Source organism: Nocardioides antri (assembly GCF_008373765.1).
GTDB classification, from domain to species: domain Bacteria; phylum Actinomycetota; class Actinomycetes; order Propionibacteriales; family Nocardioidaceae; genus Nocardioides; species Nocardioides antri.
Genome location: NZ_VUJW01000003.1, coordinates 1,057,951 through 1,076,775, shown reverse-complemented (window position 1 = coordinate 1,076,775; position 18,825 = coordinate 1,057,951). Strand labels below are relative to the sequence as shown.

The window sequence follows — 18,825 nt, the reverse complement described above, 5'->3', positions numbered from 1 at the left end:
GGCAGCTGCACGCTACTGCCGCTCGGCGTGCTCGCCGCTGGCGTGGTCCACTGTCGTCATGGAAGACCGTGACGCACCGCCGCCGCCGTACTTCGGCGACTACCCGGATGGCCCGTACTGGTCTGCAGTACCACGAGGCGAGAAGGTTGATGTCGAGGATGACTACACCGTCGACGGCCGCAAGCTCGAGATCATGTGGGACGAGGGCGCTGGTCCTTTGTGGGGTATCGAGGGACTACTGCCGGACGAACCGGCATGGCTTCAACAAGCACTAGGTCTAAGTGAAGCCTTGATCGCAGACCTGCTGTCCTGGCGGAACGACATGGATGCCTTCAACCACAGCCCGCACGAAGACTGGTTGGCGGACCAGAAGGAACTGGACCTACGCGCGGGCGAACTGGCAGAGCGGTTACAGGCCGAGGTTGGTACCCGGTACGAGGTTCGGTACCACGCCTAGCCCTTCATCGGCCGCACGCTACTGCCGCCCTGCGTGCTCGCGGCAGCTGCACGCTACTGCCGCCCTGCGTGCTCGCGCCGTGGGTAGCGTGGAGGCCATGACCGACACTTCGTCCTCCTGGGCTCCGCCCACCGAGTGCGATCGGTGTCCGCATCCCATCTCAGAGCACACGCTGTGGCCGCCCGACACGACCTGCGGTGGCTGGATGCACTGTCAGGCACCCGGCTGCGACAAGTGTTGGCACGATTGGCCGCAACTGTCCTAACGCAGCACGGACAAATGCCCCACAAGAGCGCACGGACGAGGTTAGATCGCTCGGTGGGTTACGCACGCTCCCTTGGCCCTCAGTTCGAGATGTTGTCCGTCTTCGACACCGAATCGCCGGGCCGGCGACAGCGCTTCGCCCCTCCCACGCTGATCGACGACCCGCTCGTCGTGATCTTGGACATGGATTCTCCCCCTGCGGAGAACGATCCGGTTCGGCGAGCTGTGGAAGCTCTCGTCACATCCGAGCTGTTTGAGGTGTGGCGGTACTCCGACCACGGCGCCCCACCAGAGGCTCGACGAGTAACCCCCAACAGCCACCGACCGGAGAAGTCGGTCGCTCAGGGGTGGCTAGAGATCATCGAAACCGGTCCCGAGGACGCAGGCGCCCGACCGGTGGTTACCCACGTGGTAGCCGGGACTCTCAGGAACGAACATCAGCAGATGCACAACCTCTGGGCTCATTCGGAGGTCTGGACGCCGGGCGCGCTCTACTCCAACAACGCAGAGGTGCATGCGGCCCTGGTCCGGACAGGCCTTAGCGGGTTTTCCGACTTGCTCATCAGCGCCCGCCGAGGTGTCCCGGGCGCCGGACGCCGGGCGCAGGCTACAAACGATGGGCTCATCGCAAACTGGCCAGCGGGCGCGGCCATCCTGGGCAGGCTCGCACGGCAGGCCGGAGAGCGCATCCCGATCGGGCCGCACCAGACGGCCAGCGAACGGCTCTTTCACACACAAGCAGCGGACGACCTGCTGCCGAACCTTCAGCGAGCCATCGCCGCCACACTTCAGCGCGGCGTGAGCCCCGATCACCTCCTGGCATTTCGCGGCCGAGTCACCCAGACCCTGCTCGCGCGCGATGACCTGGCGCTGGCGCTAAGCACAGACCGTGACCATCGGTCGGAGCTGAGGCAGATCGACGCTATCGACCGTGTGCTGATCTTCAGTCTCGCCGCGTTCGACGAGCTTGCTCACCTGACCAACGCCGCCTTTCAACTCCAACTTCCAGCTCGAGAGGCCAAGTGGCAAAGACCCGACAAACTCTTGGCCGAGCTGCGAAAGCAGGGCCCGGGCGCGGACCGCATCGCAGACCTGTATGCCTCTCGAGGACGGCCGGCCGCGGTGTTGGAGATTCTCGGCTATCTACGGAACATGGTGCACGGTCCCGGGCTGACCAGTGCGACTGTCCTCATCGACCCGGAGTTCGGGCAGGTCGCAGACCTATCGGCGCCGGCGCCGCGCTTCAGTTCCTCCAAGGCCGACGCGCTAAAGCAGACCGCATACCGCGGATGGGGCATCCATTTTGTTGAAGACCGGATTTTCGTGAACTCCGAGGCACTCGCGGACAAAGTTGCCTTCGAGACCTACCGGCTGCTGGACCGCACCCTAGAAGCTTTGGCGATCGCTGGATTCGATCCGATTGGCCCGCCCCAGAGGTTCGAGGACATGGTCGACGCGAGAGTAGAGCACCTCCGGCCCGTCGACGCCGGGACGATGTCTCCCGGCGGCATCACAGCGCAGCTCGGCCTTCTTTATGCCCGACGCGCGTAGCGTGCTGGCAAGGCCGACCCGAAGAAGCCCGGCTTGAGGGTCGACGACATCTACGAAAACTGCGCGCCTACCACCCAGTGCTGTGCACGCTACTCCCGCCCTGCGGAGCTGCACGCTACTGCCGCGCTGAGCGTTCGATCGTGCCGAGTAGCGGACGTCCGGTTAGCGGCGCGAGCGGAACCGGCAGGTCAGCTGAGCCAATCGGCGTAGAAGATCCCGAGGCCGGTGACCACGCACAGGCCGGCGATGATCCAGAAGCGGATGACCACGGTGACCTCGTCCCATCCCAGGTGTTCGAAGTGGTGGTGGATGGGAGCGATTCGGAAGATGCGGCGCCCCGTGCCCGTGATCCGTCTCGTGAGCTTGAAGTAGCTCATCTGCAGGAGCACGGACAACGTCTCGAGGACGAACAGTCCCGCGATCACGGCCATGAGAAGCTCGGTCCTGGACATGATCGCGAGGCCGGCGAGAGCACCGCCGATGGCGAGCGCGCCGACGTCGCCCATGATGATCCGGGCCGGCTTGGCGTTCCACCAGAGGAAGCCGATGCAGGCGGTGGCGATGGCTGCTGCGAAGACCGCGAGGTCGAGGGGGTCGCGCGCTTCGTAGCACTGGGACTCCACCGCTGGGGGCGTGAGGGACCCGCATCGATGGTTGTTCTGCCAGAAGTTCACGATCGTGTAGGCGCCGAAGATCATGGCCGAGGTGCCGGCAAGCAGGCCGTCGGCGCCGTCCGCGAGGTTGGCACCATTGGAGGTCGCCGTCACGATGAACCAGATCACGAGCAGGACCACCACGAGGGGCAGCTTGATCCCCCAGTCGTGAGTGGTGGAGATGTACTGCGACGCGGGTCTGACGCCTCGTTCATCGGCGAAGAATTGCGTCGCCAGGATCCCGAACCCGAGGGCGACCACCGTCTGGCCGGCCATCTTGGCGCGGCTGGTCAGCCCTTGGTTGTTCTGGGTGTAGACCTTGATGAAGTCGTCGAGGAACCCGACGACTCCGCAGCCGACGAACAGGAGAACGAGGAGCCAGGCGCTGGCGCTGGGCCGGGCGCCGGTCAGCATCGTGGCGACGAGGTAGGCCGCCGTGGCGCTCAGCAGGATCACCAGCCCGCCCATGGTCGGCGTGCCCCGTTTGATGTGGTGGGTCGTGGGGCCGTCGTCCCTGATCGGCTGGCCGAAGCCGTGTTTCGTGAACCATCCAATGGCTAGTCGGGTCCCGAGCAGGGAGCAGATCACCGCCAGCCCGCTGCTCAGCAGGACTGCCCGCATGGAGTTCTCTCAGCCTTCCGGAAGGTCGATCGCCGCGGGCAGAAGCGCCGCCCGCGCACATTGTGCGACACGACCGTCCCAGGCTCGTGGAACCGCGCGGGTAACCAGGACCGTCACGACCTGACGCGGGCCGGCGCGCCTCCGAGCCGGCGTGCCGGCCCCGCTCGCCGGAGCGAGAACGCCGCGTGGAATCGACTACTTCCGTCGACCCCGGCGCGACTCCTTCGCCTTGGCGACGGCTGACTTCAGCTTCGCCTGGTTCTCCGGCTTTCGGGCTTGGTCGTAGACCATCTTGGCGGCGGTCAGGGCTGCCGCACCTCTCACCAGCTTCATGTGACCGAGGTACCCAACCTGCTCGTTCATCAGCCGCGATCGCCCGGAGCGAGTCGGTCATCACTCCTCAATGACCAGGTTGCGGGTCCGAACTACTCGCCGGTCACCCCTCCCGTCATCGCGGACCCGCCCCTAACGTCGAGGACATGACCACTCTCGACGCCACCACCGCCACCGTCCGGCCGGAGCCACCTCTGGCCGGTGACGAGGTGGAGACCCTGCTCGGCTCGCTGGAGCGCCAGCGGGCGACGTTCGCGTGGAAGGCCGGCGAGCTGGACGACGAGGCGCTCGGGCTGACGCTCGGGCCGTCCTCGATGACCCTCGGTGGCCTCCTCAAGCACCTCGCCCTGGTCGAGGACGAGGTGTTCACCAAGGCCTTGCTCGGTCGACCACTGCCGGCGCCCTGGGACAAGGTCGACTGGGAGCTCCAGCCCGACTGGGAGTGGACCAGCGCCGCGAACGACTCCGCGGAGCAGCTCTACGCGCTCTGGAGGTCGGCCGTCCTGCGCTCGCGGGACGCCGTACGACGCGCGCTCGCGGCCGACGGCCTCGACCATCCGGCGGACGTGATGTTCGCGGACGGCCGGCCGACCCTGCGCCGGCTGGTCGTCGACATGATCGAGGAGTACGCCCGGCACACCGGCCACGCCGACCTCCTCCGCGAGTCGATCGATGGTCTGGTCGGCGAGGATCCGCCGGCCCACAACCCGACCTGGCCGGGGGTGTGACCATGGTCGAGGTGATCAGCGGGGAGCAGTTCCTGGCCGCCGACGGTGTCGGCGACTGGCGGGTGCTGGACAGCGGCCAGGTCGGGACCGTCTTCCGGACCGGCTCCTTCGACAAGGGCGTCGACCTGGTGTCGCGGATCGGCGCGCTGGCCGCCGCTGCGGACCACCATCCCGACGTCGACCTGCGCTACCCCAGCGTGACGGTGCGACTCTCCACCCACGAGGTCGACGGGCTGACCCAGCGCGACGTCGCGCTGGCGCGCGAGATCTCGGACGCCGCCGCGGAGCTGGGCATCGAGGCGGACCCGGACGGTGCCTGAGGGCCGGCGCCGCCGACACGGAGGATCAGCCGGCGGTGTGACCCTGGTCGACGGTGAGGATGCTGCCGTGGACCGCGGACGCCTCGTCGGAGGCGACGAACGCGACGACCTGGGCGACCTGGTCGGCTGACATGAAGCCGCGGAGCGCGGCCACGCGCATGATCAGCTCCCAGTCGGCGCCGTCCGGCACGTCGATGGTGTGGGCCTGGGGCGTGTCCATGCCGCCGGGACAGACGCAGTTGATCCGCACACCTGTGCGCGCGTGCTCGACCGCGAGCGCCTTGGTCAGGCCGACGACGCCGTGCTTGGCCGCGGTGTAGGCGGCGGAGTACGCCTCCCCGAGGACCCCGGCGACGGACGCGACGTTGACGATGTTGCCGTCGGTCGCGAGCAGGTGGGGGAGCGCGGCCTGGCTGGTGAAGAAGACGCTGTCGAGGTTGACCGCGAGGTCGTGCGACCACTGCTGCGGGGTGACGTCCGCGCTGAGCCGGAAGTCGTGCCGGCCGGCGTTGTTGACCACGACATCGAGCCGGCCGTGCTCCTCCACGCAGGCCGCGACCGCGCCTGCGCAGGCAACCGGGTCCGACAGGTCGGCGACGTGGGTCGTCACCTGGCCCTGCGCCTCGGCAGCGACGGCGTCCAGCCGCGGCTCGTCGCGCCCGACCGCGAAGACCTGCGCGCCCTGGGCGGCGAAGAGCCGGACGCACGCCGCCCCCAGTCCCGATGACCCGCCGGTGACGAGCACGACCTTCTCGGTGAACCGATCCACGGCCGAACGATAACGTGTTCTAGTTCGAGGTGGTTTCGCGGCGGCGCGTTACCGTCGGCGTGATGCAGACCCAGACCCACGACCTGACGTTCACCGACACCGAGGTGCGCAAGCGGTTCGTGAGCTGGGACGACGGCGAGCCCGACCGGGAGTGGGCGTGCCTGACCGTGCTGGCCGAGCATGCGCCCGGGCTCGCCCCGCGCCCGATCCGTCGCGAGACCCTTGACGGCCACCCGGTGGTGGTCATGGAGCGGCTCGCCGGGGAGCCGCTGGGCAACCGGCCGCTGTCACCTGCTCAGACGGCAGCCCTCGGGACGGCGCTGCGCCGGATGTACGACGTGCCGCTCACCGCCCTGCATGCAGCGGGGATCGCGGAGCGGCGGTACGGCCCGTCGACCCAGGCCGCGACCGTCGCCGGCTGGCTCGACGGCTCGGCCGACCTGAGCGAGTGCCAGGACCCGGCGCTCGTCGCCGCCGCGGTCCGCGCCGCGCACCGCTGGCTGGCCAGCCGGGAACCTGCGCCGGAGCAGGGGCTCACCGCGCTCGGCATCGCCGACCTCAACCCGGCCAACGTGATCTGGGACGGGAGCACCTGCCGCCTGGTCGACTTCGAGGACGGTGGGCTCACCGACCCCGCGTTCGAGCTCGCCGACCACGTGGAGCACCTCGCGGGCCGCCTGGCCTCCGTGTACGACGCCACCGCGCTGGCCGATGCCGTCGGGCTGACCGCGGCCCAGCGCGACCGGATGCGGGCCTACCGCCCGCTCTGGGCCGCCTTCTGGCTGGCCATGCTGCTCCCGGGCAACGGCGGTTTCCGGCGCAACCCGTCGGGCACCACGGAGGCGCAGGCCATCCACCTGCTCGCGCTCCTCAGCTGAGGACCCCCGGTCCGGTCAGTCACTTCTCGCGCAGGACACCTCGGCGGGCGCGGTACTCCTCCTCGCTGATCTCCCCGGTCGCGAAGAGCTCGGCGAGGCGCGCCTCGCCGGCCTGCCGCGGGGCGAGCCGGTTGCGGCGCCGGTGGTAGACCACGGCTACCACGACGGCTGCGATGAAGAGCAGCCAGAACAGCGGGAAGACCAGCCACGGTGGGCCGTCGCCGTCCCACCGGTCGGCGGTCAGGACGAGGGTGGTGAGGGTGTCGGACATCGTTCCTCCTCAGGATCGGATCGGATGTCTCCACCGTCGTCCGCGGACGCCCACCGCGCATCGGACGGCAGGCGTCATCGGCGTACGCCGAGGGGCGTACGCCACCCCGGCCGGACCCCGACCCTCAGTCCGAGGCGGCCTCGACGTCGAGCGCGCGTACGGCGGAGATCAGCTCGTCAAGCGCGGGAGCGGGCAGCGCACCGGCCTGCCGGAAGACCAGCTGGCCCTTCTTGAACGCCATCAGGGTGGGGATCGAGGTGACCTGCGCGGCCGAGGAGAGCGCCTGCTCCTCCTCGGTGTTGACCGAGGCGAAGACCAGGTCGGGGTTGTCGCCGGCGGCCTTCTCGTAGATCGGGGCGAACATCCGGCACGGGCCGCACCAGGAGGCCCAGAAGTCCACGAGCACGATGTCGTTGTCGAGCACGGTCTGCTCGAAGTCGGCGGAGGTCAGGTCGATCGTGGACATGGCGGTTCAACGGTCGCACGAGACGGCCTTATTCCGGAAGGTCAGCGGGGAATGATCTCGTGCCGCCACATCACGTTGACGTCGACCGGCCCCTCGATCCCGTCGACCGAGCCGCTGTCCGTCTGCTGCCAGATCCAGAAGGGACGGGTGGGGCGCCCGTTGAGGCTGCGCACCCACTGCCGGTAGTCGTCGAGCTCGGCGGCGAACCCGAACCGCTCCTCGAAGTCGGGGTAGAGGTAGACGACCGGCTCCCGCCCGGCGGCGTCCGCGACGTGCCGGAGGAAGGCGCGCACCTCGGCGAGCAGGACCTGGCGCGGCGGCGGGATGCTGCAGCTCCCCGCGATCTCCAGGTCGACCGCCGGCGGCAGGTGGTTGCCGGAGCGGACGTCACCGAGGACCGACACGAAGTGCTCGGCCTGCTCGACGCCCGGCGAGCACAGCTGGAAGTAGTGGTAGCCGCCGCCGTCGAGCCCGTGGTCGTGCGCCCGCGCCCGGTGGTCGGCGAAGGTCGGGTCGGTGTACGTCGTACCCTCCGTCGCCTTGAGATAGGCGAACGAGATGCCGTCGTTGGCGACCGCGTCCCAGTCGATCGGCCCCTGGTGGTGCGAGGCGTCGATGCCGAGGCGCCGCACCCGCTCCTTCTCGGGGCCCGGGATCGTGCTCGGCCGGGTGGTCGACGGCGACGGTGCCGGTGGCTCGCTCGACGTGTGTGTCGACAGGGGGCTCTGGAGCGGCGTCTTCGGGTTGTCGTCCTCGCCGCTGCAGCCGGCCGCCACGAGCAGGGCTGCGGCGAGGAGCGCGAGTCGTCGACGCACGCCGCCAGAGTAGGCCAGGCGGCTTCGCCGACCGCTGAGCCGGATCAGGAGGGCGCGCGCTCCTGGGCGACCGGCACCACTGCGGCCGCGACGAGTCCGAACCCGGCAGCCAGCGCGAAGGCGGCGCCGTACCCCCACTGCGTGATCGCGACGCCGGCGACCGGCGGGACGGCGGCTGCGACGAGGTACTGCGCGGTGTTCTGGATCCCCAGCGCCCGGCCCGACCAGAACGCGCCGGCGCGCTCGGCGACGGCGGCGTAGGCGAGGCCGTTGTCGGCGACGGTGACGGCGGAGGCGACCACGAGGAGGAGTACGGCGAGCGCGACGACCGCCGGACCGGAGCCCGATGCCGCGGCGCCCAGCGCCAGCATGGTGCCGGCCGCCGCCCAGGCGATCCACTGCATCGGCCGGGTCCGGCTGCGGACCAGGTCCGAGAGGTGTCCGGCGCCGATCCTGCCGAGCGCACCGATCAGCTGGGTGCCCGCGATGACGACGCCGGCGAGGCCGGCGGCCCAGCCGAGCTCGTCGACCAGCCAGGTCAGGCCGAAGGTCCACACCACGAACTGCGGGACGACCAGCAGCATCGACGTGCCGTGGATGCGCGCCAGGTAGCGGTCGGCCCGGTAGGGGTTGGCCGCGCCGGCGCGCTCGCTCGCCGGCGGCCGCGGCGGGTCGATCACGATCGCCGCGACCAGTGCCAGGGCGATCGTCGCGGCGACGAGCGGCACCCAGAGAGCGGTCGCGACGTCGTACGCATCGGCGAGGTAGGCCATCGTCAGCGCCCCGAGCCCGACGCCGAGCGGCTGCGCGCACTGGCGGATGCCCATCGCCAGGCCCCGCCGCTCCGGCGGGAACCAGCCGACGACGATCCGCCCGGAGGCCGCATTGGTGGCCGACGAGCAGGCGCCGGCGACGAAGAGCGCGGCGGCGACCTGCCCCGGGCCGTCGACGAGCACCGCGGCCAGGCCGGCGAGCACGACGCCGCTCATCCCGGTCAGCAGCGCGAACCGCTCACCGCGCCGGTCGACCACCAGGCCCCAGGCCACGAGCGTGCACATCAGCCCGGCCATCGGCGCCGCGGCGACCAGGCCGGCCTCGGCGAGCGACATCCCGCCCCGCAGGTGCAGCACGGGGATGAGGAACGCAGGACCGTGCACCATCGTCGCGGACGAGGCCTGCGCCGCCGTGCCCACCACGAGCATGGCCCAGCGCCGTCGCGTCGAGACCGTGGCGGCAGCGGGCGGCGCCGGCGGGGTACCGGCGCCGGTCAGCGGGGTGGGCACCGGCACAGTCAACGCCTGCGCCGCACGCCGCGCCCCCACGATCTCGCAGATGGGCGAGTGAGATCGGTCTCAGCCCGGTGGTTGAGGTGCGACGAGCGCAGCGAGGAGCCTCGAAACCACCCTGACCGCCTTGGTTTCGAGGCTCGGCCGCGGGCGGCCTCGCACCTCAACCAACGGAGGGTCTCAGCTCTCGTGGATGGGCTGCTTGGGCAGCTTCTTGACCCGCGACCGGCGCTTCGGCCGCTCCGGGATCATCGACCGCATCTCCTCGAGCTTGCCCCAGCACAGCAGCCGGTCGCCGTCCTCGAGGACGTGCCGCGGGCGCGGGTTCGGGATCACGTGCACGCCGCGGTGGAGCGTCAGCACGGTGATGTCGCGCTCGTTCAGTCCGGAGTCGCCCAGGGGCTTGCCGACGAGGTCGGCATCGCCGTGCACGACGATCTCGGCGACGCCGTACCCGGTGGAGACGCTGAGCCGCTCGCGCACGTCGATGTGGGGGAACGCCACCTGGTTGTCGATGTAGTCGATGATCGCGCCGGCGACGTCGAGCTTGGTCGCCGTCTCGATGCCCTCGAGGCCGGGGGAGGAGTTGACCTCCATCACCAGCGGGCCGTCCTCGCCCTCGAGCATGTCCACACCGGCGACCTTGAGCCCCATGATCTGGGCGGCGCGTACGGCGACCGCCTCGTACTCCGGCTCGATGTCGACCTTCTCGACGCTCCCGCCGCGGTGCACGTTGGAGCGGAACTCGTCGCCCTTCGCCGTCCGCCGCATCGCGGCCACCACCCGGTCGCCGACCTCGACGACCCGCGCACCCGTGAGCTCGCCCAGGCGTTCGGCGCGCCGGTCATGGTCCATGCCCGCCTCCGCGACGGGTCGCTGCGGCAGGCGGCGGTGGAGGTCGGCGCGAAGGTGCTGCTCTACGAGGCCGGTGAGGCGCTGCGGTTCGACGCCGTGTCGATCGCGACCGGGGTCGCCGGGATCCGCCGGGTGCTGGAGCACCTCGGCATGGTCGACCCACAGCCCACCGGCGGCCCGCTGCCGTCGGCGGTCGAGTCGCGGAGCACGGGCTGGGTGCGCGCCCGGGGCACCGGCATCCTCAACCTCGAGACCGAGCTCGGTGCGTTCGTCGAGGCGGGTCAACGGCTCGGCGGGCTCTCGGACACCTTCGGGCGCCGGGTCCGGCTGGTCCGGGCGGACCGGTCGGGCATCGTCATCGGGCTCACCCGGGCCCCGGTCGTCAACGCCGGCGACGCCCTTGTGCACATCGCCGCCGTCGAGCAGTGACGGCCGCCACAGCGGCGGCACCGAGTGGAGTGGTATTTACTACACCACTGTCAATAAACGAGGGGGAAGCATGGGCCTCAACCCGGTCGGAGAGATCCTGAAGCGCGCCGACAAGACGCTCAGCAGCGCGAACGGCACCCTGGAGACGGTCGGCGGCACCCTGTCGACGGTCGAGGGGACGCTCGGCAGCGTCGACGAGCGGATGACCACCGTCGACGCCACGCTGGCCGAGACCAAGGTGGTCCTCGGTGAGGTCCAGGGCCTCCTCGCCGAGCTCGCCGAGGAGATCGCGCTGGTCAAGCAGCTGCCCGAGCTCAAGGCGATGCTCGAAGAGGTGCACGCCGCCGTCGTGAAGGCCTAGGTGCCGGCGACGTAGCCGGGCGGGAAGTCCACGGCTGAGCCGGGCACGCCGCATGAGTGCCGATACTCAACCCGGACCGGTACCGTCCGACCATGTCCCTCCCGACCCGGCTCAAGACGGCGTACGTCGCCCTGGCGGCTCTCGACACCGCACTGTCGATGTCGACGCGGCCGGCCGCGCACAAGGCGCGGTTCCTGACCAAGCCGTTGCTGATGCCGGTCCTGTCCGCCTCGCTCGCGACCACGCCGGGCTCGTCGTCAGCGCGGCTGCCGGTGCTCGCTGCCCAGGCGGGCGGCTGGGTCGGCGACGTCGCCCTGCTCGGCGAGGAGCGGCGGCCCTTCGTCGTCGGCAGCGCTGCGTTCGGGGTCGGCCACCTCGCCTACCTCGCCGCGTTCGTGCCGCGGCGCCGTCGGGACCCGCGCCTGGTCGACGACCCCCGGACCCGGGCGCTCGGCGCGCTCTGGGCGACGACCTCACCGGTGGTCGCCTGGCGGGCGCGGCACACCGGCGTTGCCCCGGTGGTCGCCGCCTACTCGGCGAGCCTCGTCTCGATGGTGGTCGCGGCGACCCGGATCGACCGGTCCGAGTCGCCGGCCGGCAGGCGGCTGGTCGCCGCCGGTGCCCTCCTCTTCCTCGCGTCGGACACGACGCTCGGCCTGCGCAAGTTCGTCCTCGCCGACCCGGACCCGAGGATCGAGGGCGCGGTGATGGCGTCGTACACCGCGGCGCAGCTGCTCCTCAGCGAGGGCGCCGCCCGGCTCTGACCCCGGGATTAGGCTGCGTCTGTGACCACGAGCGCCGAGCCCGCCGGGCCGTTCTACCTCGACAAGGCCGCGCCGGACGTCTTCAACGCGATGTCCGGCGTCTCGAAGCTGATCGCAGCGTCCGCCGCCGAGGCGGGCATCAGCGAGCAGCTGCTCGAGCTGGTCAACTACCGGGTCTCCCAGATCAACGGCTGCGCCTACTGTCTCGACATCCACCACGCGAAGGCGGTGCGGCTCGGCGAGGATCCGCGCCGGCTCGCCGTGGTCCAGGAGTGGCAGGAGACCGAGATCTTCGACGACGCCGAGAGCGCCGCGCTCGAGCTGGCCGAGTGCATCACGCTGATCCCGGAGCCGGCCGAGCGCGCGGAGGTCGAGGACTGCGCCCGGGCCGTGCTGGGCGACGCCGGCTACGCCGCGGTCGCCTGGGCCGCGATCGCGATGAACGCCTTCAACCGGGTGTCGATCACCAGCCACCACCCGGTGCGCTGAGGCTGCCGCGAACTACTCCCCGCTCGGCACGATCGCGGAGATCACGGTGCCGTCGGCGCGCTGGATGCCGGCGGGGTTCGGCGGCTCGCCGTCCAGCATCGGGCCCTGGTGCTCGAGGGGTACGACGACCGGCGCGCCCTCCTTCACCGTGACTGTCTCGCCCCGGACGTTGAAGCTCAACGGGCACGTGCCCTTCTCGACGGTCAGCTCGAGCTTGTCCGTGCGGACGGTGACCCGGACCCGGGTGCCGTGGAGTGTGATCCGGTAGACCAGCGAGGACCAGGAGGACGGCAGCCGGGGGTCGATCTGCCACTGGCCGTCCTCGTTGTCCGCGCCGTTGTCGCGGAAGCCGCCGAACCCGGAGACCAGCGCGCTCCAGACGCCGCCGGTCGAGGCGACGTGCACGCCGTCGGCGGTGTTGTTGTGGCGGTCGTCGAGGTCGACGAACAGCGCGGCGTGGAAGTAGCGCAGGGCCAGGTCGGCGTAGCCCACCTCGGCGGCGATGATCGACTGGACGACGGCCGAGAGCGTGGAGTCGCCGGTCGTGATCGGGTCGTAATAGTCGAAGTCGGCCCGCTTCTGCTCGGCCGAGAACTCCTGGCCCTGCAGGAACAGCGCCAGCACGACGTCGGCCTGCTTGAGCACCTGGAACCGGTAGATGACCAGCGGGTGGTAGTTCAGGAGCAGCGGCCGCTTCTCGAGCGGTGTGTTCTCAAGGTCCCACATCTCGCGCTCGAGGAAGTGCTCGTCCTGCGGGTGGATCCCGAGGAACTCGTCGTAGGGGATCGACATGCCGTCCGCGCACGAGGCCCACTCGATCGGCTCGTCCGGGTCGAGGCCGGTGCGGCGCACCAGGTCGGCGTAGGCCAGGGGGTCGTCGCGCTGCAGGGCCCAGACCGCGTGCGCGGCCCGGCGCAGGTTGAAGCGCGCGAGCACGTTCGTGTACAGGTTGTCGTTCACGACCGTCGTGTACTCGTCCGGGCCGGTCACGCCGTGGATGTGGAACGTCCGTCGGTTCTCGTCGCGCCAGAACCCCAGGTCGGCCCACAGGCGCGCGGTCTCGACGAAGATGTCGATCGCCTCGCGAGTGAGGAAGTCGTCGTCGCCGGTCGCGCCGACGTACTGGCTCAGCGCGTACGCGATGTCGGCGTCGATGTGGTACTGCGCGGTGCCGGCTGCGTAGTAGGCGGATGCCTCGTTGCCGTTGATGGTGCGCCACGGGAAGAGCGCGCCCCGCTGGGACAGCTCGCGGGCGCGGATGCGCGCGTGCTCGAGCAGCGAGTAGCGGAACCGCAGCGCGTTCCGCGCCGCCCACGGCATCGTGTACGTCAGGAACGGCATCACGTAGATCTCGGTGTCCCAGAAGTAGTGGCCGGCGTAGCCCGAGCCGGTCACCCCCTTCGCCGCGATGCCCTGGCCCTCCGCGCGCGCGGACGCCTGGCAGATCGCGAACAGGTTCCAGCGCACCGCCTGCTGCAGGTCCGGGTGGCCCTCGATCTCGACGTCGCACCGCTCCCAGAAGTCCGCCAGCCAGGCCCGCTGCTCGGCGTACTGGTAGTCGACGCCTTGGTCGTGGGTCCGGTCGAGGGTGCGCTCGCAGCGGTCGATCAGCTCGCGCGGCGGGACCCCCGGAGCGGTGTGGTAGCTGACCAGCTTCGTGAGCCGGATCGGGACTCCGGGCTCGGCCGCGACCCGGTAGATCGCCTTGGCGATGTCGTCCTCGGAGTGCACCTGCATGGAGTACGGCGACGCGGTGTGCAGCTCGTGGTCGGCGACGACGCCGATCGTCATGCCGCTCTCGGCGGCGCGGTAGCCCAGCGCGATCCGGCCGGACTGCGCGTCCGCCGAGTTGAGCACCGGCTCCAGCACCCGCCGGTTGAAGCGGTCCGCCTTGCGCGGGTCGGCGGCGGCGGGCTCGCCCTGGATCAGCTCGACCGCGGCGTCCTGGCGGTTGAGGAGCTGGGAGGAGATCGCGACCGACGCCTTCTGGTCGAGCAGCGTGACCTCGAACGAGAACACGGCGAGGTGGCGCTGGGAGAGCGGGATCATCCTGGTGCTGCGGAGCCGGACCTCCTTGCCGCCGGGCGTCCGCCACACGAGCTCGCGGGTCAGCATCCCCTCGCGGAAGTCGAGCGCGCGCTCGTACTCCAGCAGGTCCGCGACCGACATCTGCAGCGGCTCGTCGTCGACGTAGAGGCGGATCACCTTCGCGTCCGGGGCGTTGATGATCGTCTGCCCGACCCGGGCGAAGCCGTAGGCCTCCTCCGCGTGGAGGATCGGCCAGGTCTCGTGGAAGCCGTTGATGTAGGTGCCGTCGACGTGGGCGTCGCGGCTCTCGGAGTAGTTGCCGCGCATCCCGAGGTAGCCGTTGCCGACAGCGAAGAGCGACTCGGTGGTGCCGAGGTCGTCGTCCTCGAACCGGGTCTCCACCAGCCGCCACTCGTCGAGCGGGAACCGGCTCCGGTCGAGCGGGTCCGCAACCGGCGGGGCGACGTGGGACGGGCCGTCCGGTGGTGGCGCGTTCATGCCTCGCTCATCTCTGGGTTCATCTCTGGGTCCTCGGGGAGCAGCTCGGCGAGGTCGGTGACGACGACGTGGGCCCCGGCCTCGGTCAGTGCGGTCGCGCCGGCACCGCGGTCGACGCCGACCACCAGCCCGAACCCGCCGGCGGCGCCGGCCTGCACGCCGCTGATCGCGTCCTCGAGCACGACCGAGCGCTCGGCGGTCGCACCGAGGTCGGCCGCGGCGGCCAGGAACGTGTCGGGCGCGGGCTTGCCGGCCAGGTGTCGCTCGGCGGCGACGCCGCCGTGCATGACGGTCTGGAAGTAGTCGGTGACGCCGGCCGCGGCGAGCACCGCAGGTGCGTTGCGGGACGACGACACGATCGCCATCGGGATCCCGCGGTCGCGCAGCGCGTCGAGCAGCCGGACGGACCCGGCGTAGGCCTCGACCCCTTCCTCGGTGAGCACCTTGGCGAAGTAGTCGTTCTTGCGGTTGCCCAGCCCGATCACCGTCTCGGCGTCCGGGCCGTCGGCCGGGTCGCCCTCGGGGAGCGGGATCCCGCGCGCCAGCAGGAGGGTGCGGACGCCGTCGTACCGCGGCTTGCCGTCGACGTAGTCGAAGTAGTCCTGGTCGGTGTACGGCGCCTGCCCGGGGATGCCGGACAGGTAGTCGTTGAACATCGCCGCCCAGGCGCGCATGTGCACCTCCGCGGTCGGAGTCACCACGCCGTCCAGATCGAACAGCGCAGCGTCGTACTGATCCCAGGCCATCACCACGCCCAACAGCGTAACGAGAGTCAGGGTCGCGTCAGGGTGTTCCCGGGGGACGGTTAGGTAAGAATACTCAGGCGGGGCCACACTCCCGGATGGTGGAATACGCCCCATGGTTCTCCCTCTGGGGCTGCTCGGCCCGGTCAAGCGCCGTGTCGGCAAGTTCCTGCTCGAGCGGACGATGCGCGACGGCATCGACCTCCGGAAGCTCCGGTTCCTTCCCGACTCGTTCACGCTCCCGCTCAAGCGCGACGGCCTCGACCCGCTGCCGGCGCTGATGCAGACCCAGGCCGAGGAGCCGGTCAAGAAGCTCGCCACCATGTTCGGCCGCGGGGTCTGGCTGGTCAGCGGGTACGACGAGGCGCAGGCCGTCCTGGCGGGCGACCCCGCGGTGTGGTCGAACGACCTCGGCCAGTTCGTGTCCCAGGAGGGACGGGCCGCCGAGGAGCAGATCGGCGGGCTCGGCATGACCGACCCGCCGCTGCACACCCAGCTGCGGCGGTACCTCACCCCGGAGTTCACGATGCGCCGCCTAGCGCGGCTGCAGCCGGGCATCGAGTCGATCGTGCAGCAGCGGCTGGACGCGATGGAGGCCGCCGGACCCGACGTCGACCTGGTCGAGCACTTCGCGTTCGCGGTGCCGTTCGACGTGATCTGCGACCTGCTGGGGCTGCCGGTCGAGGACCGGCTGCGGTTCTTCGAGCTCGGCGTCGCGCGGTTCGACCTCAGCGAGGGCGGTGCCGGTGCCCTGGGCGCCCAGGTCCACACCCGGGAGTTCCTCATCAACGCCGTGCGGGAGCAGCGTGCCAACCCCGGTGACGGCCTGATCGGCGCCCTGATCCGGGAGCACGGCGACGACCTCGACGACATCACCCTCGGCGGCATCGCCGACGGCGTCTTCCTCGGCGGCTACGAGACCAGCGCGAGCATGCTCGCGCTCGGCACCTACCTGATCGCCACCACGCCCGAGGCCGGCCGGATGCTCCGCTCCGACCCGGAGTCGGTCGACAAGGTCGTCGAGGAGCTCCTCCGCCACCTGTGCGTCGTCCAGCTCGCGTTCCTCCGGTTCGCCAAGCAGGACGTCGAGGTCGGCGGCGTGACGATCCAGGAGGGCGACGCGGTCGGCGTCTCGCTGCTCGCCGCCAACCGCGACCCGCGCCTCGGCCCCGACCTCGACGTCTTCGACCCGACCCGGGAGCCGGTGCGGCACCTGTCCTTCGGCTGGGGCATGCACCGCTGCGTCGGCGCCGAGCTCGCCCGGATGGAGCTCCGCACGGCCCTCCGGATGCTGGCCGAGCGCTTCCCTGATCTCCAGATGGCCGCCGACATCGGCGACCTCGACTTCCGCAAGCTCTCCGCCGTCTACGGCGTCGAGGCCCTCCCGGTCACGTTGTACGAGGAGCTCGAGGAGATCGCGTAGCTACTTGCTCGTCGAGAGGCGGTACTGCCGGACCGAGAGCGGGGCGAAGACCGCGACGATCGCCGCTGCCCAGAGCAGGGAGTAGACGACCGGGTTCTGCATCGCCCAGGAGTCGGGCACCGGCACGTTCGGCGCGGTGTTGCCGAAGAGCTCGCGGCACGCCTGGGTGACCGTCGAGACCGGGTTCCACTCGACGAACGTCTGGAGCGGGCCGGAGAACGACTCCTGTGGGACGAACGCGTTGGACACGAACGTCAGCGGCATGATCACGATGAACGACGCGTTGTTGACGACCTCGACGCTCGGCACGAGCAGCCCGACGTAGGCCATGATCCAGCTGATCGCGTAGGCGAAGACGAGCAGCAGGACGAACCCGAGCAGGGCGTCGACGACTCCCTCGCGGATCCGCCAGCCGACCAGGAGACCGGTCAGCGCCATGATCACGAGCGAGATGACGTTGTAGACGACGTCGGACGTCGTGCGGCCGACCAGCACGGCCGACCGCGACATCGGGAGCGACCGGAACCGGTCGATGATGCCCTTCTGCATGTCGTCGGCCAGGCCGTAGCCGGTGAACGTCGCGCCGAACACGACCGTCTGCGCGAAGATCCCGGGGACCAGGAACTCCTTGTAGTCGATGTCGCCCGGGACGTCGATCGCACCGCCGAAGACGTAGGCGAAGAGCAGCACGAACATGATCGGGCTGATCAGGACGAACACGAGGATGTCCGGCACGCGCTTGATCTTGATGACGTTGCGCTGGGCGACGACCCAGCCGTCGGAGATCGTGTGGGCGAGGGGCTGCTTCGTCGCGGTCATCGGATGAGCTCCTTCTGGGTCTCGTCGGTGTCGGAGTCGCCTCCGGAGCTCTCGGACTCCTCGGCCACGTGGCCGGTCAGGGCCAGGAAGACGTCGTCGAGCGTGGGCCGGCGCAGACCGACGTCGACGACGGTGACGGTCTCGCGCTCGAAGCCCTGGAGCACGCGCAGCAGGTCGGCAGCCCCGCCGCTGACCGCCGCGGTCAGCTCACGCCCGTTGTCGCTGGTGCGCACGCCGTCGACCGTCACCTCGGCCAGCACCCTGGTCGCGGCGTCGCGGTCCTCGGCGTCGGCGAGCACGACCTCGATCCGCTCGCCGCCGGTGCGTGCCTTGAGCTCGTCGGCGGTGCCCTCGGCGATCCCGCGCCCGTGGTCGATCACCAGGATGTTGTCGGCGAGCCGGTCGGCCTCCTCGAGGTACTGCGTCGTCAGCAGCAGGGTCGCCCCGCCGGCGACCAGCTCGCGGATGACGTCCCACATCTGCTGGCGGCTGCGCACGTCGAGGCCGGTGGTCGGCTCGTCGAGCACGAGGACGGGCGGCTCGGCGACGAGCGCTCCCGCCAGGTCGAGCCGGCGCCGCTGCCCGCCGGAGTAGGTCTTGGACGGCCGGTGGGCGAACTCGGTCAGGTCGAACCGTTCCAGCAGGGCGTGCGCCCGTTCCTGCGCCTTCCCCTTCCCGAGGTGGTAGAGCCGGCCGATCATCACGAGGTTCTCGTAGGCCGTGAGGTGCTCGTCGACCGCGGCGTACTGCCCCGAGAGGCCGATCCGCGCGCGCACGCCGACCGGGTCGGCCAGCACGTCGACACCGGCGACCTGGGCGGTCCCGGCGTCGGGCTTGATCAGCGTCGTCAGGACCCGCACCGCGGTGGTCTTGCCGGCCCCGTTGGGCCCCAGCAGCGCGAGCACCTTGCCCTCCGGCACCGTGATGTCGAGACCGGCGAGAGCCTCGACCTCCTTGTAGCGTTTCACCAGTCCGGTTGCCCGGATCATCTCCGTCATCTGTGC

At 70.5% G+C, this 18,825-nt stretch carries 22 protein-coding genes; 10 read left to right on the top strand and 12 right to left on the bottom strand.

Features of this window, described 5'->3' with window-relative positions:
• Both F0U47_RS11400 and F0U47_RS11395 read left to right on the top strand, forming a co-directional pair.
• Positions 1-457, top strand: a 457-nt coding sequence (locus tag F0U47_RS11400) for an immunity protein CdiI family protein (RefSeq protein ID WP_223162728.1), incomplete at its 5' end; no start/stop codon positions are given.
• A 357-nt stretch (positions 458-814) separates the two neighbouring features.
• Entirely contained in the window at positions 815-2,272 is a 1,458-nt protein-coding gene (locus F0U47_RS11395; protein WP_188111285.1) for a hypothetical protein, read from the top strand.
• A gap of 188 nt (positions 2,273-2,460) precedes the next feature.
• On the opposite strand, the gene mraY is transcribed toward F0U47_RS11395, so the two are convergent.
• Positions 2,461-3,546 (bottom strand): phospho-N-acetylmuramoyl-pentapeptide-transferase, encoded by a 1,086-nt coding sequence (mraY, locus tag F0U47_RS11390; RefSeq protein WP_149750485.1) that lies wholly within the window; start codon positions 3,544-3,546, stop codon positions 2,461-2,463.
• Positions 3,547-3,741: 195 nt separating this feature from the next.
• On the bottom strand, positions 3,742-3,909 hold the full coding sequence (locus tag F0U47_RS21155) for a hypothetical protein (protein WP_188111284.1): 168 nt from the start codon (positions 3,907-3,909) through the stop codon (positions 3,742-3,744).
• A gap of 116 nt (positions 3,910-4,025) precedes the next feature.
• On the opposite strand from F0U47_RS21155, the gene F0U47_RS11385 reads away from it, so the two are divergent.
• On the top strand, positions 4,026-4,607 hold the full coding sequence (locus tag F0U47_RS11385; RefSeq protein ID WP_149750484.1) for a mycothiol transferase: 582 nt from the start codon (positions 4,026-4,028) through the stop codon (positions 4,605-4,607).
• A gap of 2 nt (positions 4,608-4,609) precedes the next feature.
• Positions 4,610-4,927, top strand: a complete 318-nt coding sequence (locus F0U47_RS11380; protein ID WP_149750483.1) for a 4a-hydroxytetrahydrobiopterin dehydratase — start codon at positions 4,610-4,612, stop codon at positions 4,925-4,927.
• 25 nt (positions 4,928-4,952) lie between these two features.
• Here the strand turns inward: F0U47_RS11380 and F0U47_RS11375 are convergent, their stop codons facing one another.
• A complete protein-coding gene (locus F0U47_RS11375; protein WP_149750482.1) occupies positions 4,953-5,696 on the bottom strand; it encodes an SDR family NAD(P)-dependent oxidoreductase in 744 nt (247 codons plus the stop codon).
• Between the two features lie 62 nt (positions 5,697-5,758).
• Between F0U47_RS11375 and F0U47_RS11370 the strand changes: the two genes are divergently transcribed.
• Positions 5,759-6,574 (top strand): phosphotransferase family protein, encoded by an 816-nt coding sequence (locus F0U47_RS11370; protein ID WP_149750481.1) that lies wholly within the window; start codon positions 5,759-5,761, stop codon positions 6,572-6,574.
• A 19-nt stretch (positions 6,575-6,593) separates the two neighbouring features.
• Here F0U47_RS11370 and F0U47_RS11365 read toward each other — a convergent pair whose 3' ends face one another.
• The 5 genes from F0U47_RS11365 to F0U47_RS11345 form a co-directional block, all read right to left on the bottom strand.
• Entirely contained in the window at positions 6,594-6,845 is a 252-nt protein-coding gene (locus tag F0U47_RS11365; RefSeq protein ID WP_149750480.1) for an SHOCT domain-containing protein, read from the bottom strand.
• A 124-nt stretch (positions 6,846-6,969) separates the two neighbouring features.
• Positions 6,970-7,311: a thioredoxin gene (gene trxA / locus F0U47_RS11360; protein ID WP_149750479.1), complete on the bottom strand. Its 342-nt coding sequence runs from the start codon at positions 7,309-7,311 to the stop codon at positions 6,970-6,972.
• A 41-nt stretch (positions 7,312-7,352) separates the two neighbouring features.
• The gene (locus tag F0U47_RS11355; protein WP_188111283.1) at positions 7,353-8,126 is read right to left on the bottom strand and encodes a glycoside hydrolase family 25 protein; all 774 of its coding nucleotides are present in this window, start codon (positions 8,124-8,126) and stop codon (positions 7,353-7,355) included.
• Positions 8,127-8,170: 44 nt separating this feature from the next.
• Positions 8,171-9,409, bottom strand: coding sequence for an MFS transporter (locus F0U47_RS11350; protein ID WP_246159569.1), 1,239 nt, complete (start codon positions 9,407-9,409; stop codon positions 8,171-8,173).
• 183 nt (positions 9,410-9,592) lie between these two features.
• Complete coding sequence (locus F0U47_RS11345) at positions 9,593-10,267, bottom strand: TrkA C-terminal domain-containing protein (RefSeq protein ID WP_246159568.1); 675 nt, start codon at positions 10,265-10,267, stop codon at positions 9,593-9,595.
• Between F0U47_RS11345 and F0U47_RS11340 the strand changes: the two genes are divergently transcribed.
• The 4 genes from F0U47_RS11340 to F0U47_RS11325 all read left to right on the top strand — a co-directional run bounded on the left by F0U47_RS11340 (position 10,259) and on the right by F0U47_RS11325 (position 12,310).
• A complete protein-coding gene (locus F0U47_RS11340) occupies positions 10,259-10,696 on the top strand; it encodes a succinylglutamate desuccinylase/aspartoacylase family protein (RefSeq protein ID WP_246159567.1) in 438 nt (145 codons plus the stop codon). The genes F0U47_RS11345 and F0U47_RS11340 overlap by 9 nt on opposite strands.
• 70 nt (positions 10,697-10,766) lie before the next feature.
• Entirely contained in the window at positions 10,767-11,057 is a 291-nt protein-coding gene (locus F0U47_RS11335; protein WP_149750476.1) for a hypothetical protein, read from the top strand.
• Positions 11,058-11,149: 92 nt separating this feature from the next.
• The gene (locus F0U47_RS11330; RefSeq protein WP_149750475.1) at positions 11,150-11,821 is read left to right on the top strand and encodes a lysoplasmalogenase; all 672 of its coding nucleotides are present in this window, start codon (positions 11,150-11,152) and stop codon (positions 11,819-11,821) included.
• A 21-nt stretch (positions 11,822-11,842) separates the two neighbouring features.
• The gene (locus F0U47_RS11325; protein WP_223162727.1) at positions 11,843-12,310 is read left to right on the top strand and encodes a carboxymuconolactone decarboxylase family protein; all 468 of its coding nucleotides are present in this window, start codon (positions 11,843-11,845) and stop codon (positions 12,308-12,310) included.
• Between the two features lie 12 nt (positions 12,311-12,322).
• On the opposite strand, the gene F0U47_RS11320 is transcribed toward F0U47_RS11325, so the two are convergent.
• Both F0U47_RS11320 and F0U47_RS11315 read right to left on the bottom strand, forming a co-directional pair.
• Entirely contained in the window at positions 12,323-14,836 is a 2,514-nt protein-coding gene (locus tag F0U47_RS11320; protein WP_149750474.1) for a glycoside hydrolase family 65 protein, read from the bottom strand.
• Complete coding sequence (locus F0U47_RS11315; protein ID WP_149750605.1) at positions 14,833-15,582, bottom strand: HAD family hydrolase; 750 nt, start codon at positions 15,580-15,582, stop codon at positions 14,833-14,835. The genes F0U47_RS11320 and F0U47_RS11315 overlap by 4 nt, the downstream gene beginning before the upstream one ends.
• 112 nt (positions 15,583-15,694) lie before the next feature.
• On the opposite strand from F0U47_RS11315, the gene F0U47_RS11310 reads away from it, so the two are divergent.
• Positions 15,695-17,002: a cytochrome P450 gene (locus F0U47_RS11310; protein WP_149750473.1), complete on the top strand. Its 1,308-nt coding sequence runs from the start codon at positions 15,695-15,697 to the stop codon at positions 17,000-17,002.
• Here the strand turns inward: F0U47_RS11310 and F0U47_RS11305 are convergent, their stop codons facing one another.
• Both F0U47_RS11305 and F0U47_RS11300 read right to left on the bottom strand, forming a co-directional pair.
• Positions 17,003-17,821: an ABC transporter permease gene (locus tag F0U47_RS11305; RefSeq protein WP_149750472.1), complete on the bottom strand. Its 819-nt coding sequence runs from the start codon at positions 17,819-17,821 to the stop codon at positions 17,003-17,005.
• On the bottom strand, positions 17,818-18,819 hold the full coding sequence (locus F0U47_RS11300; RefSeq protein ID WP_149750471.1) for an ATP-binding cassette domain-containing protein: 1,002 nt from the start codon (positions 18,817-18,819) through the stop codon (positions 17,818-17,820). Before F0U47_RS11300 ends, F0U47_RS11305 begins: the two co-directional genes overlap by 4 nt.
• Positions 18,820-18,825: the final 6 nt, after the last annotated feature.

Bases quoted from the DNA above. Each gene is read 5' to 3' on its own strand.
- mraY (WP_149750485.1), bottom strand. From the start codon at position 3,546: ATGCGGGCAGTCCTGCTGAGCAGCGGGCTGGCGGTGATCTGCTCCCTG.
- F0U47_RS21155 (WP_188111284.1), bottom strand. From the start codon at position 3,909: ATGAACGAGCAGGTTGGGTACCTCGGTCACATGAAGCTGGTGAGAGGT.
- F0U47_RS11385 (WP_149750484.1), top strand. From the start codon at position 4,026: ATGACCACTCTCGACGCCACCACCGCCACCGTCCGGCCGGAGCCACCT.
- F0U47_RS11380 (WP_149750483.1), top strand. From the start codon at position 4,610: ATGGTCGAGGTGATCAGCGGGGAGCAGTTCCTGGCCGCCGACGGTGTC.
- F0U47_RS11370 (WP_149750481.1), top strand. From the start codon at position 5,759: ATGCAGACCCAGACCCACGACCTGACGTTCACCGACACCGAGGTGCGC.
- F0U47_RS11365 (WP_149750480.1), bottom strand. From the start codon at position 6,845: ATGTCCGACACCCTCACCACCCTCGTCCTGACCGCCGACCGGTGGGAC.
- trxA (WP_149750479.1), bottom strand. From the start codon at position 7,311: ATGTCCACGATCGACCTGACCTCCGCCGACTTCGAGCAGACCGTGCTC.
- F0U47_RS11340 (WP_246159567.1), top strand. From the start codon at position 10,259: ATGGTCCATGCCCGCCTCCGCGACGGGTCGCTGCGGCAGGCGGCGGTG.
- F0U47_RS11345 (WP_246159568.1), bottom strand. From the start codon at position 10,267: ATGGACCATGACCGGCGCGCCGAACGCCTGGGCGAGCTCACGGGTGCG.
- F0U47_RS11335 (WP_149750476.1), top strand. From the start codon at position 10,767: ATGGGCCTCAACCCGGTCGGAGAGATCCTGAAGCGCGCCGACAAGACG.
- F0U47_RS11330 (WP_149750475.1), top strand. From the start codon at position 11,150: ATGTCCCTCCCGACCCGGCTCAAGACGGCGTACGTCGCCCTGGCGGCT.
- F0U47_RS11320 (WP_149750474.1), bottom strand. From the start codon at position 14,836: ATGAACGCGCCACCACCGGACGGCCCGTCCCACGTCGCCCCGCCGGTT.
- F0U47_RS11315 (WP_149750605.1), bottom strand. From the start codon at position 15,582: ATGGCCTGGGATCAGTACGACGCTGCGCTGTTCGATCTGGACGGCGTG.
- F0U47_RS11310 (WP_149750473.1), top strand. From the start codon at position 15,695: ATGGTTCTCCCTCTGGGGCTGCTCGGCCCGGTCAAGCGCCGTGTCGGC.
- F0U47_RS11305 (WP_149750472.1), bottom strand. From the start codon at position 17,821: ATGACCGCGACGAAGCAGCCCCTCGCCCACACGATCTCCGACGGCTGG.
- F0U47_RS11300 (WP_149750471.1), bottom strand. From the start codon at position 18,819: ATGACGGAGATGATCCGGGCAACCGGACTGGTGAAACGCTACAAGGAG.